The sequence below is a fragment of the Rhizobium laguerreae genome (assembly GCF_019778565.1).
GTDB lineage: Bacteria > Pseudomonadota > Alphaproteobacteria > Rhizobiales > Rhizobiaceae > Rhizobium > Rhizobium laguerreae.
The window spans coordinates 61,849-80,465 of record NZ_JAAXQT010000009.1 but is presented as its reverse complement, the minus strand read 5'-3'; the positions used below and the strand labels follow the sequence as shown (position 1 = coordinate 80,465).

Genomic DNA, 18,617 nt, shown 5'->3' with positions numbered 1-18,617 from the left:
GATGACGATGGCCGACACACAAATCCTCGCCGAGAAAAAACCAAGCGGCCCGATCGGGCGCTGGCTGACGATGCTGTGGGCGGACAAGCTCGCTTTTTTCGCGGCTCTGTTCCTCTTGATCGTTCTGCTCTGTGCGCTGTTTGGCCCGCTCCTGCTGGAGGCCATCGCCACCAAGCAGAACCTGCGGGGCCGGAACGCGCCGCCGTTCGATATCACCCGCGGAATGCTTTATGTCCTCGGCGCCGATGCGCTGGGCAGGCCGCTTCTTGCACGCGTCATCGTGGCGGCGCAAAATACCATCCTGGTGGCCGCAGCAGCCGTGCTGGCATCATCCGTCGTCGGTACGGCGCTCGGTCTGGTGGCAGGTTATAGCCGCTCTTCTGCTGCTCAATGGATCATGCGCCTCGGCGACGTCATCATGTCCTTTCCGTCGCTGCTTCTGGCGGTGATCGTGCTCTACATGCTCGAGCCCTCGGTCACCAACATCGTCCTCGTCCTGGCGATCACCCGCATTCCCATCTATCTGCGCACCACGCGCGCCGAAGTGCTGGAAGTGCGCGAGCGGATGTTCGTGCAGGCGGCGAAGGTCATGGGAGCATCGTATTGGCGCATTGTCTTCCATCACATCCTGCCAGTGATCTTCCCAACACTGGTGACCATTGCGACGCTGGATTTCGCCTTCGTCATGCTGGCGGAATCCTCCCTGTCATTCCTGGGCATCGGCATTCAGGCGCCGGAGATCACCTGGGGTCTCATGGTTGCTCAAGGACGACCCTATCTCACCAATGCGTGGTGGCTTTCCTTCTGGCCGGGCCTTGCAATCATCCTGACGACGCTGTCGCTGAACCTTCTGTCGAATTGGCTGCGCATCGCGCTCGATCCGACGCAACGCTGGCGCCTTGAAATGAGGGGCAGGAAAAATGGCTGAACATCTGTTGGAAGTGCGTGACCTCTCGGTCGAGTTTCACACCGCCAGCGGGACCGTCAAGGCGGTGCAGGATGTCAGCTGGCATCTCGATCGCGGCGAGACGCTGGCGATCCTTGGGGAAAGCGGTTCAGGCAAATCCGTGTCGGCCTCGGCGGTCATGAATCTGATCGACATGCCGCCCGGTAAGATCACCAGCGGCGCCATTCTCCTCAACGGGCGCGACATGCTGAAAATGACGCCCGAGGAGCGGCGCTCGATCAACGGCGCCAAGATCGCCATGATCTTTCAGGACCCGCTCGCCCACCTCAATCCGGTCTATCCGGTCGGGTGGCAAATCACCGAGATGATGACGACGCATGGCCAGTCGGCGGAGCGCGCCGGCGCGAGGGCGCTCGAATTGATCGGACGCGTCGGCATAACCGATCCTCAGGCGGCGATGCGAAAGTATCCATTCCAGTTCTCCGGCGGCCAGCGGCAGCGCCTGATGATCGCCATGGCGATCGCCTGCAAGCCCGATATCCTGATCGCGGATGAACCCACCACCGCGCTCGATGTGACGGTACAGGCGCAGGTGCTCGAACTTCTGCAGGAGTTGCAGCAGGAAACCGGCATGGGCCTGTTGCTGATCACTCACGATCTGGGCGTCGTTGCCGAGATCGCCGACCGGGTCGTGGTGATGAATTCCGGCTGCGTGGTCGAAACCGGCAATGCGGCCGAAGTCTATCGCAACCCGCAGAACGCCTACACGAAGAAGCTGATAGCCGCCGCACCGGGGAAGGGTGCGATGGCGCAAGAGCGCGACCGGCAGGGCGAACCGCTGCTGCGCGCCATCGGCTTGAAAAAGAGTTTTGGCGCATTCCAGGCGCTGAAGGGCGTGGATTTCGTCATTATGCCCGGCGAGACGGTTGCCGTTGTCGGTGAGAGCGGTTCCGGCAAGTCAACCCTTGCCCGGGCAATCGTTCGCCTCGATGATCCGCAGGAGGGCCAGGTTCTCTACCGCGGCAACGATCTGCTTGCGATGACCCCGAGGGAAATATTCGGGCTGCGTCGCGATTTGCAGATGGTCTTTCAGGACCCGACCCAGTCACTGAACCCGCGGATGAGTGTGTTCCGGTTGATTTCGGAGGCCTGGGTCATTCACCCGGATATCCTGCCGAAAGCGAGATGGAAGGAGAGAGTGGCCGAGTTGCTGGTCAAGGTTGGCCTGAAACCGGATATGGCCGACCGGTATCCACATCAGTTTTCCGGCGGCCAGCGCCAGCGCATCGCGATTGCCCGGGCGCTGGCGATGGAGCCGAAACTGATCATCTGCGACGAGGCGGTTTCGGCACTCGACGTGTCGATCCAGGCGCAGGTGATCGCTTTGCTTGAGGGCCTGCGTCGCGAATTCGGCCTGTCCTACCTCTTCATCGCACACGACCTGCCGGTGGTTCGCGATTTCGCCGATCGCGTCATCGTCATGAAGGCCGGCGAGATTGTCGAGGAGGGTCCGGTGGAGCAGATCTTCAACGCGCCCTTCCACCCCTACACGCAGGCGCTTCTTGCCGCGAGCCTCGATCCCGATCCTGAGATCCAGGCCACCCGACGCGCCGCCCGCCAACGACAGGAAGGACTCGTTTCCGCATGAAGCCCGATGTTATCGTCGCCTATCCGCTCCGGCCCCATCAGATGGCGATGCTGGAGGAGACCTACACGCTGCACCGGCTCGATCTGGTCAAAGGCGAAGAGCGGGATGCTCTCTTGCAGCAAGCCGGCCCGATCTCTTCCGCGCTGGTCTGCAACGGCCATGTGACGATCGACGAAGCCCTGCTTTCGAAATTGCCGGCATTAAAGCTTGCCGCCTGTTCCTCGGCTGGCTACGACCAGATGGACGTCGAGGCGATGACACGGCGCGGCATCAAGCTCACCAATACATCCGAGGTGCTGTGCGACGACGTTGCCGACATGGCACTGCTTCTGATGCTTGCGGCACGCCGGCGCCTGCCGGAAGGCGATCGCTATGTGCGCTCCGGCGACTGGGGTCAGAAAGGGATGATGCCGCTGACGACATCGACGTCGGGCAAGAAGGCCGGGATCGTCGGCCTCGGCCGCATAGGGATGGCGATTGCCAAGCGATGCGAAGCTGTCGGACTGACGGTCGGCTATTACGGCAGGACGAAGAAAGCCGGCAACGATTTTGTCTATTTCGACACGCCGGTAAAACTGGCGGACTGGGCCGATATCCTGATCGTCGCGACGCCTGGCGGGCCTGCCACCGAAGGATTGATTTCGGCGGACGTGCTGAATGCGCTCGGGCCAACGGGCAGCTTCATCAACATTGCCCGCGGCACCGTGGTCGATGAGCCGGCCTTGATCAAGGCCTTGCAGGAAAGGCGGATCGCCTCGGCCGGCATCGATGTCTACCTCAACGAACCCAATCCCGATCCGCGCTTCGCAGCGCTCGACAACGTTGTGCTCTATCCCCACCATGCCAGCGGTACCGAGGAAACGCGCGACAGGATGGCGCAATTGACGGTCGACAACCTTGCAGCCTTCTTCGCAGGCAGGCCGCTGCTGACGCCCGTCAATTGACTCCGGCAAAACCCGCGGCGGGGCGGATCAGACGAAGTAGTCCGGGAACTCCTTCCGCAGGTCTTCCACTTTTGCGACGGTGCGGCTGAGATGCTCACGGATCGCGTCGACGGCACCCTGTTCGTTGCGCGCGGCAATCGCATCGATGATGGCGTGATGCCCATCGAGAATGCTGACGATCTTGCCCTTTTCGGGCAGATGCAGGCGACGAATACGCTCGAGATGGCCGGAGCGCTCGCGTATCAACTGGTGGAGGCTGCTGCGCTTGGCGCCTGCGAACAATGTCTGGTGAAAGAGCTCGTCGAGCTCCTGGAAGATCGCGATCTGATCGGCGTCGTCGGCGACTGCCGCCTGCATCTTGATGATCGACCGGGCGCGGGTAATGATGCTCGGATCCGGGTCCGGATCGGTTGCGAGGCGGCGGCAAACTTCGGTTTCCAGTGCAACGCGGAGGAAATGCGCCTCGTAAATCTGCAGGACGTCGATCCTGGTCACCACAGTGCGGGACTGCGGATAAATGCGAACCAGACCCTCCTGTTTGAGAAGCTGCAATGCGTCACGGATGGGAGTCTGGCTGACTTGATAAGTCTCGGTGAGCTCGGTGCGCGACAGCGTGGTGTCCGGCGGCAACTGAATGGTGATGATGCGCTTGCGCAGATCATCATAGACTCGCTGGACGGTACTGCCAGCGACGACCGGGAAGCCGGGCGCGGTCAGGCCGAATGTAGAGGCGAACTGGGAATTCATGTGAGGCGTCCTTTTCGGCTCCATTCATAGCTTTGCACGACCTAATGCACAAGAACGCAAACTTTCCATTGATATATATGTCAAACTAAAATATCAGTTGGTGCAAACGCTGAAATAAGCAAGCGAAAAGGTGGGAGAAGGCCGTGACCGCGAGGAAAACCTACGAGCAATTGCGGTCCGCCCGATGGATGCTGCCGGATGATCAGCGCTCGTTCGGTCACCGGTCGCGGACCATGCAGATGGGTTACGCACCGGAGGATTGGCAGGGAAAGCCGATCATTGCCGTGATCAACACCTGGTCCGATGCGCAGCCGTGCCACATGCATTTCCGTGAACGGGCCGAATGGGTGAAGCGGGGAATTCTTCAGTCGGGTGGGTTCCCCATGGAACTGCCCGCTCTTTCCCTTTCCGAAAACTTCGTCAAGCCGACGACGATGCTCTATCGCAATATGCTGGCGATGGAGACCGAGGAACTGTTGCGGAGCCATCCTGTCGATGGCGCCGTTCTGATGGGTGGCTGCGACAAGACGACACCAGGCCTTGTCATGGGCGCAGTCAGCATGGGCATTCCCTTCATTTATCTGCCGGCCGGCCCGATGCTTCGCGGTAACTATGCCGGCAAGACGCTGGGCTCCGGTACCGACGGCTTCAAATATTGGGACGAGCGCCGCGCCGGCATGATCACCCAGGAGGAGTGGCAGGGCATCGAAGGCGGAATCGCCCGCAGTTACGGCCATTGCATGACCATGGGCACAGCATCGACGATGACGGCGATCGCCGAGGCTATGGGGTTGACGCTGCCGGGCGCATCCTCGATCCCCGCAGCCGATGCCAACCACCAGCGCATGTCGGCGGCCTGCGGCCGCCGCATCGTCGATATGGTGTGGGAGGATCTGACGCCGGACCAGATCATCACGCCCGCGGCCGTCGACAATGCGGTCACCGTCGCCATGGCGACCGGCTGCTCCACCAATGCCATCATTCACCTGATTGCCATGGCGCGGCGCGCTGGCGTCCCGCTGGAGCTTGATGATCTCGATCGTATCGGTCGCACGACGCCGGTTCTCGCCAACATCCGGCCTTCCGGTTCGACCTACCTGATGGAGGATTTCTTTTATGCGGGTGGCCTGCGCGCTCTGATGAAGCAGCTCGGCGACAAGCTTGATCCCACCGCGATCACCGTGACGGGAAAACCCTTGGTGGATGGTCTGGACCAGGTGAAGATCTACAATGACGACGTTATCCGGCCATTGTCGAACCCGGTCTATCACGAAGGCTCGCTGGCCGTGCTCAAGGGGAACCTGTGTCCCGACGGCGCGGTCATCAAACCGGCGGCCTGCGACCCGAAATTCCATCGCCATTGCGGCCCGGCGCTGGTCGCAGACAGCTATGCGGAGATGAAGAAGATCATCGATGATCCAAACTATCCGCTGACGCCGGACACCGTTCTCGTGCTCCGCAATGCCGGCCCCCAGGGCGGACCGGGCATGCCGGAATGGGGCATGATCCCGATGCCGAAGGCGCTGTTGAAGCTCGGCCTGCGCGACATGGTGCGGATCTCGGACGCCCGCATGTCCGGAACCAGTTTCGGTGCCTGCGTGCTGCATGTCGCACCGGAATCTTATGTTGGCGGGCCTTTGGCCCTGCTGAGAACGGGGGACATGGTCGAGCTTGATATTCCGGCACGCAGCCTCAATATGCTGGTTTCCGAAGAAGAGATCACAGCGCGGCGAGCCGGGTGGGTGGCGCCGACGCGGCATTATGAGCGCGGCTACGGCTTTATGTTCTCCGGCCATATCGAGCAGGCCGACAAAGGCTGCGACTTTGATTTCCTGACCACGCAATTCGGTGGCAAGACGCCGGAACCGGCTATCAACTGAGGCACCACGATGTTTGATCCCGATCGACGTACGATTCCCGCACAGCCTCCCAAGGCTGGCTTCGCTGCCGGTCCGTCCAAGCTGGACGCCATCCGATCGGTCACCCTGTCGCTCGTTTACCTGCCTTTGGCGCGGCCGATCAGCGATGCCAAGGTTTTGACGGGCCGACAGAAGCCGCTGACCCAGGTGGCCTTTCTATTTTGCGAGATCGTCTCCGAGGCCGGCCATAGCGGTCTCGGTTTCAGTTACTCGAAGCGGGCAGGCGGACCTGCCCTTTATGCACATGCCTGCGAGCTTGCCGACAACCTGATCGGCGAAGACCCCAACGACACCGCGCGCATCTGGGACAAGCTCTGCTGGGCCGGAGCCTCGGTCGGCCGCTCCGGCATTGCAACACAGGCAATCGCCGCCATCGACATCTGCCTCTGGGACCTGAAGGCGAAACGCGCCGGCTTGCCGCTTGCAAAACTGCTTGGCGCCCATCGCGACAGTGTCGCCTGCTACAACACCTCCGGCGGCTTCCTGTCATCGAGCGTCGAGGAAATCCGCGATGCCATCGACCACTCGATCGCCTCCGGTATCGGCGGCATCAAGATCAAGGTCGGACAGCCGGACCCCATGATCGACCTTCGCCGGCTTGATGCGGTGACCAGCCATATCGATGGCCGTGTCCCGCTGATGGTCGATGCAAACCAGCAATGGGACCGCACGACGGCCTTGCGCTTCGGCCGGCTGGTCGAACCGCTCAACCTCGAATGGATCGAAGAGCCGCTCGATGCCTATGACGCCGAGGGCCATGCCGCACTGGCGCGGGAACTTGCCACGCCGATCGCCACCGGCGAAATGCTGGCAAGCGCCGACGAGCACATGGCGCTGATCCGGGCCGATGCGGTCGACTTCATTCAGCCGGATGCGCCGCGTGTCGGCGGCATCACGCCCTTTCTGCGCATCTGCACGCACGCCGAGGCGAAACGTATGCGCCTGGCGCCGCATTTCGCCATGGAAATCCATCTGCACCTGGCGGCCGCCTATGCGCATGAGCCGTGGGTCGAGCATTTCGATTGGCTGGCGCCACTGTTTAACGAACAACTCGAGATCAAGGACGGCCGAATGATCGTGCCGGCTCGTCCTGGACTCGGCTGCAGCCTGACAGGCAAGGCGCGTGATTGGACTGTGGAAACCCGCAGCTTCGGCGCCTGAACGAGAACGAGGAGGAGGAAATATGAACCCCGCAACCCGTGAAAAACTGATGGGTGTCTCCGTCGCGACGCTCTGCTCGGCCCTGTTCAAGCGCGGCCTGAGAAACCAGACGATACAGGATGTTCGGCCGGTCCAGCCGAAGGGTCGCAATATGGTCGGACCGGCCTTCACGCTGCGCTACATGCCGGCGCGCGAGGACCGCAACGCGATGAACGTCTTTCGGAACCCGAAACATCCGCAACGGCTTGCGATCGAGACTTGCCCGGACGGCGCTGTTCTGGTGATGGACAGCCGCAAGGATCCGCGCGCAGCGTCTGCCGGCGACATCCTGATTACCCGCCTGATGATGCGCGGCGGAGCCGGCGTCGTCACCGACGGCGGCTTCCGGGACGCCATGACGATCGGTGGCCTTGATATCCCCGCCTATCACCACCGTCCCTCCAGTCCGACGAACCTGACGCTGCACGAGGCAATCGACATCAATGTGCCGATAGGCTGTGGCGATGTTGCGGTCTTCCCGGGCGACATCATGGTTGGCGACGACGACAGCGTGATCGTCATCCCTGCCGAGATCGCCGACGAGATCGCCGATGAAGCAGTGGAGATGACCGCTTACGAGGATTTCGTGACAGAACGCGTCAAGCAAGGTCACACGATCATTGGCCTTTACCCGGCCACCGACGAAAGCAATCTGACGCTCTTTGCCGAATGGCGGAAGGTGAATGGCCGCTAAGGCGGCGCATCTTGAACACCACTTCACGTATCAAGACGGAGCAAGGCTCCGCCGAGGAGAATAACAATGAGCTGGACCCCTTCAGGCAGGCATTTCATCGCCGGCGAGTGGATTGCCGGAACGACGACATTTCGGTCCGAGCCGGCGCATGGGCAGGCACATGACTTCGCTGTCGGCACAACGGAACTGGTCGACCGCGCCTGCCGCGCTGCTGAAGCTGCCTTTGCAGCATTTTCGGCAACGACACGCGAGGAGCGCGCCATTTTCCTCGAGGCAATCGCCGAGGAGATCGACAAGCGTGGCGAGGCCGTTACCCTCATCGGAACGCAGGAAACTGGACTTCCAGAGGGCCGGCTCAACGGCGAACGTGCTCGTACCACCGGCCAACTCAGATTGTTTGCCGAGCATATCCGCAAGGGCGCGCATCTCGACGCGCGCATCGATGCGGCGCAACCGGACCGGCAACCGGCACCGCGCCCCGAGATCCGCCTGGTGCAACGGCCGATCGGCCCCGTCGCCGTCTTCGGCGCTTCGAATTTTCCGCTGGCATTCTCGACCGCCGGCGGCGATACGGCAGCCGCGCTTGCGGCGGGCTGCCCGGTCGTGGTGAAGGGACATTCAGCCCATCCCGGCACCGGAGAAATTATCGCCGAGGCGATCGCCGCTGCTAGCGAACGCACCGGAATGCCGGCCGGCGTCTTCAGTCTGATCCAGGGCGGCCGCCGTGATGTCGGAACGGCTCTGGTGACCCATCCGGCCATCAAAGCAGTTGGCTTTACCGGCTCGCTTGCCGGCGGGCGGGCGCTCTTTGACCTTTGCGCCCAGCGCCCTGAGCCAATCCCCTTTTTCGGGGAATTGGGCAGCGTTAATCCGATGTTCCTGCTGCCGGCCGCTACCGCTGCCCGGGCGGAGGCAATCGGTTCAGGCTGGGCTGGTTCACTGACGCTTGGTGCCGGCCAGTTTTGCACCAAGCCCGGCATCGCCGTTGTCGTCGACGGGCCGGAGGCGGACAAGTTCACCAGTGCCGCCAAGGCGGCTCTTGAAAAGGTGGCGACGCAGACGATGCTGACCAACGGCATCGCCACAGCCTATCACGACGGTGTGGACCGCCTGCGGGCAAGCAATGCCGTCGCGCCGGTACTCGCTGCAGAGAGTGCCGGCCGGGACGCAGCGCCGAACCTGTTCGAGACCAACGGCTCGGCCTGGCTTGCCGATCATTCGCTCAGTGAAGAAGTATTCGGTCCTCTCGGTCTCGTCGTACGCGTCGGCTCGCCTGAAAAGATGCTCGCCCTTGCCGAAAGCTTCCAGGGACAGTTGACCGCGACGATCCATATGGACGATGCCGATCTTGGCCTTGCCCGCGACCTGCTGCCGATCCTCGAAAGAAAGGCGGGCAGATTGCTGGTCAATGGCTTCCCTACCGGTGTCGAGGTTGTCGATTCCATGGTGCATGGCGGGCCCTACCCGGCCTCGACCAACTTCGGCGCAACAAGCGTCGGGACCATGTCGATCCGCAGATTTCTGCGACCCGTTGCCTACCAGAATTTCCCCGCGGACCTGTTGCCCCAAGACCTGCGCAATTGAAGGAGTGCCAAATTGATTGCCCCGACTGAACTTCGCGAGATCATTCGCAACGGCCTGCTGTCCTTCCCTGTCACGCCTTTTGATGCCGAAGACCGGTTTGCCGCCAGGCCATTTTCAGCGCATCTGGAATGGCTGTCATCCTACCCCGTTGCCGGCCTGATCGTTGCCGGCGGCACCGGCGAGCTATTCTCGTTGACGCCGGGTGAGGTGGTCGAGGTGGTAAAGGCCGCCCGCGCCGTGTCCGGCGATGCACCCGTTATTGCCGGATGCGGCTACGGCACGCGGATTGCCTGCGACATGGCGCGCGACATCGAGGCGGCGGGCGGCGACGGCATTCTTCTGCTACCGCATTACCTGACCGAGGCGCCGGCAGATGGCATTGCCGCGCGTGTACGGGCCGTTTGCAAGGCCACCAATATGGGCGTCATCGTTTATAATCGTGGCCAGGCGCGGGTTTCGGCCGAGCAGCTTGCTCAGCTTGCCGACGAATGCCCAAATCTGATCGGCTTCAAGGATGGAACCGGCGACATCGATACGGTACGCCGTGTCACGATCGCGCTCGGGGACCGCCTTTCCTATATTGGCGGCATGCCGACACACGAACTGTTTGCTCAAGCCTATCGCGGAGCCGGCATGCCGACCTATTCCTCGGCGGTCTTCAATTTCGTGCCTGAAACGGCACTGAGATTCCACAAGGCATTCCTCGCCGGTGAAGACGCGGCCTGTGAGCAGATGCTGCGCGATTTCTACTATCCCTTTGCCCGCATCCGCGATCGCAAGGCCGGTTATGCTGTTTCTGCGGTCAAGGCAGGCGTGCGTTTGCGCGGCTTTGATGCCGGTCCGGTGCGGGCGCCGCTGACGGATCTTACCGACGAGGAAGTCGAGATGATGCGCGAACTGATCGCTTCGGCCGGGTAAAATTTCGCGCCTGCCGAGTGGATGCCGGAGCACCGGAAAACGGGACACAGATTTACTGTGAGGAGCGCCAAAGGCGCATGGGAGGAGAACGAAATGAAACTGCATTTGTTAGCTGCCTGCTTTTCAACAACGGTGCTCGCGCTGAGTTTCGGCTCGGCTCAGGCGCAGGATGCCAAGAGCAACGTCACTATTGTGCTTGCCGAAACGGTCGATGTCGTCGAGCCCTGTATGGCTGCCCGCCAGGACGTCGGCCGGGTCATTTCTGAAAACGTCAACGAGATGCTGGTGGAATTCGACTACGTCAATGGCGGCCTCAAGCCCCGCCTGGCGACGGAATGGTCGAAGATTGACGACGACACCTGGGAGTTCAAGCTGCGCCCGAATGTCAAATGGCACGATGGCAAGCCGTTCACCGCCAAAGATGTCCAGTTCACCATCGAACGCAACAAGAACAAGAAGCCCAGCTGTGAGACCGGCGGCAAATATTTCGGCGGCACCGAGTTCAGCTTCGAAACGCCGGATGCCAACACGATCCGGATTACGACAAAACCGGCGCAACCGATTCTTCCGCTTCTGATGACCGTGATGGCCGTGGAATCGGCCGAGGCGACACCAGCAGACGAATTCACCCGCAAGCCGATCGGCACTGGCCCCTATACGTTCGACAAATGGGAAATCGGCCAGTCGATCGTGCTGAAACGCAATCCGGAATATTGGGGGGAAAAGCCGCAGGTGGAACAGGCGACCTATCTGTTCCGCTCCGACAGCGCCGTTGCTGCCGCCATGGTCGATGCCGGCGAAGCCGATATCGTCCCGGCCGTATCCGTGCAGGATGCCACCAACAAGGAAACCGATTTCGCCTATCCGAATTCGGAGACGACATCGCTGCGCATCGATACGCGCGCAGCACCCCTTAACGACCGGCGCATCCGTGAAGCGATGAACCTCGCTATTGATCGTCAGGCGATGCTCGGAACACTGTTCCCCGAACAGGCCAAGATCGCGACACAGCTCGTCGTGCCGACCACGATCGGCTACAATGCCGATATTCCCGCCTGGCCGTATGATCCCGAAAAAGCAAAGGAACTGGTCGCAGCAGCGAAAACGGACGGCGTGCCGGTCGATCGCGAGATCCGCATCATCGGCCGTAATGGGCAATATCCCAATGCCACCGAAGCGATGGAAGCGATGATGGCAATGCTTCAGGAAGTTGGGTTGAACGTAAAGCTCGACATGTATGACGTTTCCGTGTGGAACGGCTACTTCGTCGCACCCTTTGTCGCCGATTCCGGTCCGACGCTGACCCAGTCGCAGCACGACAATGCGACCGGCGATCCCGTCTTCACCGCATTCGTGAAATACGCGACCGACGGCTCGCACTCCATGGTTCGCGATCCTGCCGTCGACGCGCTGATCGCCAAGGCGACGTCTGCCACCGGCGACGAGCGAACAAAACTCTGGAAGGAGCTGTTCGCCAAGGTGAATACCGAAATCATCGCCGACATCCCGATGTTCCACATGGTCGGTTTCACCCGCGTCTCGCCGCGTCTCGACTTCAAGCCGACGATCGCGACGAATTCCGAACTGCAGTTGTCGCAGATCCGCTTCAAGTAAGCCGGGTTGCCGCACTTAAGCACGGGCCGCCCGCAAATAGCGGCCCGTGCTTTCCATGACGTGAGGGAGGAATGCCTATGCCGCTGATTGACCGCATTGCCCTGACCCAATTCGCCGAGCAGATATTGACCCGCGCCGGCATGGAGCCCGACAAGGCCGAAACGACTGCCGCCGTCCTGGTGGAAGGCGACATGATCGGTCACGAAACCCATGGCGTCAGCCTTTTGAACTGGTACGTCGAGGCGTTGGAGGACGGTTCCCTTGCGAAGTCCGGCAGCTATGAGGTCGTCAATGACCGCGGCGCAGCCTTTGTTTGGGACGGCAAATCCCTCCCAGGCGCATGGCTGCTGACGAAGGCGATCGAGCAGGCCTGCGAACGGGTCGGCGATCATGGAGTTGTCACCGCCGCGATCCGCAACTGCCATCATACCTGCGCTCTTTCAGCCTTCATGCGGCAGGTCACCGACCGGGGCCTCATCGTGCAGCTGTCGGTCTCGCATCCCGCGGCGAGCCGTGTCGCGCCCTATGGCGGCACGAAGCCGCTTCTGACGCCAAACCCGATGGCGGCCGGCTTCCCGACGTCCAGGGATCCGATCCTGATCGACGTCTCGGCCTCGATCACCACCACGACCATGACGCAAAACCTGGCGAAGGCCGGCAAGAAATTTCCTGAGGCCTGGGCTCTCACCGCCGCAGGCGAGCCGACCGATGATCCACGCGAAGTGACCGAACGGGGCGGGACAATGATGCCTCTTGGCGGCCAGTTGAAGGGGCACAAGGGTTTTGGGCTCGGGCTGATCGTCGAATTGCTGGGGCAGGGGCTTTCCGGCAAGGGACGGGCCAACACGCCGTCCGGTGTCTTTTCGCAAAGCGCTTTCCTTCAGGTCATCGATCCCGCCTTTTTTGCCGGGCTGGATGCCTTTACGGCGCAGTCTGACTTTCTCGCCTCTGCATGCCGCAGCAATCCTCCGGCGCCCTGGAACAATGGCCCCGTTCGCATGCCGGGCGACAGCGCCGCACGAAAGCGCCGCTCGGCGTTGGAAGAGGGCGTGCCGGTCGGCGAGGTGGCTTGGCAGAAGCTTTGTAAACATGCCGAGATCCTGGGTTTGCCTCTTCCTGACGTCGCTGCTTGACGAAAACATCTCGGCTTCGAAACTTCTATCGGTCGCCGCAACGCCCGGTCAGGTGCAATCAGATCGGCCAGACCAATAGCAGGATCGGCACACTGACGACCACCACAATGAGCGAGAGCGGCAGACCCAATCGCGCGTAGTCACCAAACCGATATCCGCCCGGTCCCATCACGAGCGTGTTGCACTGGTGTCCGATGGGGGTGAGGAAGTCACAGCCGGCTCCAATTGCCACCGCCATCAGAAAAGCATCGGGTCTAAAGCCCAGCTGCTCGGCAAAGGTCGCGGCGATCGGGGCCATGACCAGAACCGTCGCTGCGTTGTTCAAAAACGGGGTTACGGCCATGGCCGCAACCAGGATGAGAGCCAACGCACCGAAGGGCGGGAGCATTTCGGCGGTTCGCGAGAGGAGGTCCGCGATGATGTCGGTGGTTCCTGTGGTCCTGAGCGAGTCGCTGATCGGAATGAGAGCGGCCAGCATGATCAGAATGGGCGCATCGAGATGCTGATAAACTTCCCGCAAAGGGATGGATCCGGTGACCACCATCAAAAAAGCTGCGGCGAAAAACGCCGTCGCAACGGGGATCCCGCCAAAGGCCGTGGCCGCCATCGTCGCCAAGAGGATGATGACGGGGACCAGGCCATTGCGGGCGCTGCCGAGCTTCAGATTTCGTTCGACGAGCGGTAGGCATCCCCACTCGCGCAAAAGATCCGGTAATTTCTGCAGGTTGCCCTGCAGGACCAAGACGTCCCCGTTGCGGATCTTGATCTCCCCCAGACGCTCGGTGAAGCGTTTGTCGCGGCGGCTGACGGCAAGAAGGTTGAGGCCGGTATTGTCAAAAAGCGAGACGTCTTTTGCGCTGACGCCGATCAATCGGGAATGTTCGCCGACAATGGCTTCGACAGAACCTATGTCGCGGCGCGCCTCCGGCTGGTGCTTGCGATCGGACAGTTGAAGCTTGGCTTCGCTGACGATCTTGTCGAGCGCGCTCTGCTCGCCCTCGATAATAAGCAGGTCGCCATCCTTGAGCACGGTGTCGGGAAGGGGCGTGCGCTTTTGCCCGCCGCCGCCGATAATGGCGGTGACCATCGCATCGCCGCCGGCAGGTTTCTGCAGCCAGCTGACCGACTGCCCGATCGCCCCGGACGGCGCTGCGACCTTGGCTTCGGTGGTATAGTTTTTGATCGCTACCGCCTCGTCCATCGATGTCTCTACACGCGATCTTTCAGGCAGCAGCCTGTAGAAGAGCGCCAGAAAAACAACGCCGGCGACCGAGAGCGCCAGGCCGACAGGCGTATAGTCAAACATCATGAACGGCTGCCCGGTGATCTCCTCGCGCACCCGGGACACGATGATGTTTGGCGACGTGCCGATCTGCGTCATGAGCCCTCCAAGCAGGGAGGCGAAAGACATCGGCATCAAGAACACGGACGGCGATACGTTTGACTTTCGCGCCATTTGCACAGCGACCGGAATCATGATCGCCAGCGCACCGATGTTTTTGATAAAGGCTGACAGGGCTGCGACTATGGCAACCAAGATGATCAGCTGCATCCTTGGCCCACGTCGTTCGGGCGAAAATCTGCGCAAGGCGACATCCATGATCCCCGATCTGGATATCGCCGCACTCACGATGAGCGCGCTGCCGACGATAATGACGATGTCGTCGGCAAAGCCGGTAAAGGCATTTTTGGCGGGGACGACCCCGATAATGATCGCGATGAGAAGTGCGCTCACGGCGACGATATCATATCGATAACGATCCCATAGAAACGCACCCATCATCAGCGTGATGACGAGAACGGACAGCCATTGATCCCAGCGCATCTTTGCATCCTGATGGTAGCGATTAACGCTTGAGCATGGATAACGATGCTTGGTGAGGTGAATTTTTTGTTCCGATACTCACCGCTCTATCTTCTGACAGTTGCGGCGGGTTGATCCCAGGACGCATGCCGAGGCAGGCGCTACAGGAGCTGGACGGGCCAATGCCGGTATCGAGAAGATCATCTGAGAGACGCTTCACGGCGGTCCTTGAACCGTCGGCGCACAGCCACAATATCATTTCGTCAGGACCATTGGTGGCATGAAAGGAGGAAAAGATGCCGCTGAACGATGTTCCATGGATCCGGCCGGTGACGATCCGGCTGCAGTGCGGTTTAGAGCGTACCTTCACAGGCGTTTACGACGCCTTGGATTTTCTCGAGAACGAATGGCCGCTGCGTCATGGAGAGCGCCATGAGCGAGCGGTGAAGACGTGCCGCGGCGCGCTTAACGGGATCATTCCCGGCATCGTCGCGCGTGAGGCCTTCGTGGCGGCCTGTCTCGAAGTCGGAATGCCGGCCGTCCTGGTCCCGTGGAGGAGGAAGCCCGCTCCGCATCCGCCCCGGCCAGCGCGTCACGCGGCCATCTAGGGTATCAGTGATGACCTCGCCTCCGATGAGGCGAGGTCTTGCCGAAGCGCGCGTTTTCCCGATGAGCGCCGGTATAAACGCCCTGATGGAACTTCCAGCTGCCAGCCGGCATTTCGCTGTCGGGGCTGCTTTCTGGAGCGATTATGGCCAGCGACAAACTATCGACTTATCGATCGAAGCGCGATTTTCAAAAAACGGCCGAGCCGAGCGGCGAAAAGCGCCTGACGCGCAGCAACCGCCGTCGCTTCGTCATCCAGAAACATGATGCCACCCGGCTGCACTACGATCTGAGACTCGAGTTGGACGGCGTCTTCAAGTCCTGGGCTGTCACGAAAGGGCCATCCCTCGATCCGCACGACAAGCGGCTGGCCGTCGAGGTGGAGGATCACCCACTGGACTATGGTGATTTCGAAGGCACCATTCCGAAAGGCCAGTATGGCGGCGGCACTGTCATGCTGTGGGATCGGGGCTATTGGGAACCGGAAGGAAAGAAGAGCCCGGAGCAGGCGCTGGCAAAAGGCGATTTCAAGTTTACGCTGGAAGGCAAACGCCTGCACGGCAGCTTCGTGCTGGTGCGGATGCGCAACGATCGCGACCGTGGCAAGCGCACCAACTGGCTGCTGATCAAACACCACGACGAGTTCTCCGTCGACGAGAACGGCGCGACTATCCTCGAAGAAAATCAGACATCGGTTGCCTCCGGCCGAACCATGGAAATGATCGCGGCCGGCAAAGGACGAAAGCCCAAGCCTTTCATGGTCGAGGGCGGCGATGTTCGGGCCGATGCGGTCTGGGACAGCAATCAGGGACTGGCTGCCGACGAGAGAAAAGAGGATGCCCGAACTGGAGGAGACTCCAAGACGGTGACACAGGTCGATTTGCCGGATTTCATTGCGCCGCAGCTCTGCCAGACCCTGGAGCGCCCTCCGGCAGGCACCGGCTGGATTCACGAGATCAAGTTCGACGGTTACCGGATCCAGATGCGCGTGCTCGATGGTGAGGCGACGCTGAAGACCAGGAAAGGGCTCGACTGGACTGCAAAATATCCCGATATCGCCGAGGCGGCATCGGCATTGCCCGATGCGATCATCGACGGCGAGATCTGCGCCCTCGACGATAGTGGCGCTCCTGATTTCGCGGCCCTGCAGGCTGCCCTTTCGGAAGGCAAGACCAGCGAACTCGTCTATTTCGCCTTCGATCTACTCTATGAGGGAGGGGAGGATTTGCGATCTCTGCCGCTCGTCGAGCGCAAGGCGCGGCTTCAAAGCCTCCTGTCCGGCGCCGGCAGCGATCCGCGCATTCGTTTCGTCGAACATTTCGAGACTGGCGGCGATGCAGTTCTCCGGTCTGCATGCAAGCTCTCGCTGGAAGGCATCATCTCCAAACAAGCGGATGCACCCTATCAATCCGGCCGTACTGAAAGCTGGGCGAAGTCGAAATGCCGCGCCGGCCATGAGGTGGTAATTGGCGCCTACGCAAAGACCAACGGGAAATTCCGATCCCTGCTGGTCGGCGTCTATCGTGGCGACCACTTCGTTTATGTCGGCCGCGTCGGCACTGGATATGGCGCAAAGAAAGTCGAAACGCTGCTGCCGAAGTTGAAGGCGCTCGAGACGGCGAAATCGCCTTTCACCGGTGTCGGCGCACCGAAAAAGGAGGCCGAGGTCACGTGGCTGAAGCCCGAGCTCGTGGCGGAAATCGAATTCGCAGGATGGACCTCAGACGGTATTGTCCGGCAGGCGGCCTTCAAGGGGCTGAGGGAAGACAAGCCGGCGAAAGAGGTCAAGGCTGAACGGCCGGCGAAGCCCGCGCGAACTGACGTGCCGCAGCCGGCGGTGCAGGCGAAGGCCAGGCCCGTCCGCCGAAAAAGCGCCAAAGCCGAGGTCATGGGGGTGCTGATTTCAAACCCGGACAAGCCGCTATGGCCGGATGCGAATGACGGCGAAGCGGTCACCAAGGAAGAGCTGGCCCGCTACTACGAAGCCGTCGGTTCCTGGCTGATCGAGCACATCAAGGGACGCCCATGTTCGGTCATCCGCGCACCCGACGGGATCGGCGGCGAGCAATTTTTCCAGCGCCATGCGATGCCCGGCACCTCGAACCTTCTCGAACTGGTCAAGGTGTTCGGCGATAAAAAGCCCTATCTGCAAATCGACCGGGTCGAAGGCTTGGCCGCCGTCGCGCAGATCGGCGCGGTCGAGCTGCACCCCTGGAATTGCGAACCGCATCAGCCCGAGGTGCCCGGGCGTCTCGTCTTCGACCTTGATCCAGGTCCGGACGTGCCGTTCTCCGCTGTGGTTTCGGCGGCCCGGGAAATGCGGGACCGTCTCGACGCGCTGGGCCTGATCAGCTTTTGCAAGACGACTGGCGGCAAGGGTCTGCACGTTGTCACTCCGCTCGCGGTCAACAAGCGCAAGCCGCTTTCGTGGGCTGAAGCGAAGGGTTTTGCGCACGATGTGTGCCAGCAGATGGCGCGCGACAATCCCGATCTCTATCTGATCAAAATGACGAAGAGCCTGAGGAACGGCCGGATCTTCCTCGACTATCTGCGCAACGACCGGATGGCGACGGCGGTGGCGCCTTTGTCACCGCGCGCCCGGCCGGGCGCCACCGTCTCGATGCCACTGACCTGGACCCAGGTCAAGTCGGACCTGGACCCCAAGCGCTTCACCATCCGCACCGTTCCTGCTCTTCTGGCGAAATCGTCGGCCTGGGAAGACTATTGCGACGGCCAACGGCCACTGGAACAGGCGATCAAACGCTTCGCCAAGGCGCGGGTCGCGGCTTGATTGAGGGGCTTACCGCGGACCGGGTTCGAGGTGATAGTTAGCGCGAACCGCAATTGCTTTGGGAGTTCGCGCCCGGCGATCCACCGTGGCGACAGCCGGGCCAGGCGT

Annotated in this window: 14 protein-coding genes; 12 read left to right on the top strand and 2 right to left on the bottom strand. The window is 61.4% G+C overall.

Going from position 1 to position 18,617, the window contains the following annotated elements:
• Position 1: 1 nt before the first annotated feature.
• The 3 genes from HFO71_RS25285 to HFO71_RS25275 are packed head-to-tail and all read left to right on the top strand — an operon-like array spanning position 2 to position 3,499.
• Positions 2 to 928 carry an ABC transporter permease gene (locus HFO71_RS25285; protein WP_017996180.1) on the top strand — a complete coding sequence of 309 codons (927 nt, stop codon included), beginning with the start codon at positions 2 to 4 and terminating at the stop codon, positions 926 to 928.
• Positions 921 to 2,555, top strand: a complete 1,635-nt coding sequence (locus tag HFO71_RS25280) for an ABC transporter ATP-binding protein (RefSeq protein ID WP_132611530.1) — start codon at positions 921 to 923, stop codon at positions 2,553 to 2,555. Before HFO71_RS25285 ends, HFO71_RS25280 begins: the two co-directional genes overlap by 8 nt.
• Positions 2,552 to 3,499 (top strand): 2-hydroxyacid dehydrogenase, encoded by a 948-nt coding sequence (locus tag HFO71_RS25275; protein ID WP_221984945.1) that lies wholly within the window; start codon positions 2,552 to 2,554, stop codon positions 3,497 to 3,499. The genes HFO71_RS25280 and HFO71_RS25275 overlap by 4 nt, the downstream gene beginning before the upstream one ends.
• A gap of 27 nt (positions 3,500 to 3,526) precedes the next feature.
• Here the strand turns inward: HFO71_RS25275 and HFO71_RS25270 are convergent, their stop codons facing one another.
• The gene (locus tag HFO71_RS25270; protein WP_221954214.1) at positions 3,527 to 4,246 is read right to left on the bottom strand and encodes a GntR family transcriptional regulator; all 720 of its coding nucleotides are present in this window, start codon (positions 4,244 to 4,246) and stop codon (positions 3,527 to 3,529) included.
• Positions 4,247 to 4,389: 143 nt separating this feature from the next.
• On the opposite strand from HFO71_RS25270, the gene araD reads away from it, so the two are divergent.
• From araD to HFO71_RS25235, 7 genes are all read left to right on the top strand, one after another.
• Complete coding sequence (gene araD / locus HFO71_RS25265) at positions 4,390 to 6,126, top strand: L-arabinonate dehydratase (RefSeq protein ID WP_221988562.1); 1,737 nt, start codon at positions 4,390 to 4,392, stop codon at positions 6,124 to 6,126.
• Between the two features lie 9 nt (positions 6,127 to 6,135).
• Complete coding sequence (locus HFO71_RS25260) at positions 6,136 to 7,326, top strand: L-talarate/galactarate dehydratase (protein ID WP_077980680.1); 1,191 nt, start codon at positions 6,136 to 6,138, stop codon at positions 7,324 to 7,326.
• 22 nt (positions 7,327 to 7,348) lie between these two features.
• Positions 7,349 to 8,059, top strand: coding sequence for a ribonuclease activity regulator RraA (locus HFO71_RS25255; RefSeq protein ID WP_017956481.1), 711 nt, complete (start codon positions 7,349 to 7,351; stop codon positions 8,057 to 8,059).
• Positions 8,060 to 8,125: 66 nt separating this feature from the next.
• A complete protein-coding gene (locus tag HFO71_RS25250) occupies positions 8,126 to 9,643 on the top strand; it encodes an aldehyde dehydrogenase (NADP(+)) (RefSeq protein WP_077980681.1) in 1,518 nt (505 codons plus the stop codon).
• A 12-nt stretch (positions 9,644 to 9,655) separates the two neighbouring features.
• The gene (locus tag HFO71_RS25245; protein WP_131641137.1) at positions 9,656 to 10,561 is read left to right on the top strand and encodes a 5-dehydro-4-deoxyglucarate dehydratase; all 906 of its coding nucleotides are present in this window, start codon (positions 9,656 to 9,658) and stop codon (positions 10,559 to 10,561) included.
• A 93-nt stretch (positions 10,562 to 10,654) separates the two neighbouring features.
• Positions 10,655 to 12,175, top strand: a complete 1,521-nt coding sequence (locus HFO71_RS25240) for an ABC transporter substrate-binding protein (RefSeq protein WP_221984947.1) — start codon at positions 10,655 to 10,657, stop codon at positions 12,173 to 12,175.
• A gap of 71 nt (positions 12,176 to 12,246) precedes the next feature.
• On the top strand, positions 12,247 to 13,308 hold the full coding sequence (locus HFO71_RS25235; RefSeq protein WP_206111686.1) for an Ldh family oxidoreductase: 1,062 nt from the start codon (positions 12,247 to 12,249) through the stop codon (positions 13,306 to 13,308).
• A gap of 58 nt (positions 13,309 to 13,366) precedes the next feature.
• Here HFO71_RS25235 and HFO71_RS25230 read toward each other — a convergent pair whose 3' ends face one another.
• On the bottom strand, positions 13,367 to 15,133 hold the full coding sequence (locus HFO71_RS25230) for an SLC13 family permease (protein WP_221984948.1): 1,767 nt from the start codon (positions 15,131 to 15,133) through the stop codon (positions 13,367 to 13,369).
• 275 nt (positions 15,134 to 15,408) lie between these two features.
• Here HFO71_RS25230 and HFO71_RS25225 point away from each other — a divergent pair, with 275 nt between their 5' ends.
• Both HFO71_RS25225 and ligD read left to right on the top strand, forming a co-directional pair.
• Positions 15,409 to 15,720, top strand: coding sequence for a DUF982 domain-containing protein (locus HFO71_RS25225; RefSeq protein ID WP_221967966.1), 312 nt, complete (start codon positions 15,409 to 15,411; stop codon positions 15,718 to 15,720).
• Positions 15,721 to 15,863: 143 nt separating this feature from the next.
• The gene (gene ligD, locus HFO71_RS25220; RefSeq protein WP_221967964.1) at positions 15,864 to 18,509 is read left to right on the top strand and encodes a DNA ligase D; all 2,646 of its coding nucleotides are present in this window, start codon (positions 15,864 to 15,866) and stop codon (positions 18,507 to 18,509) included.
• Positions 18,510 to 18,617 lie beyond the last annotated feature (108 nt).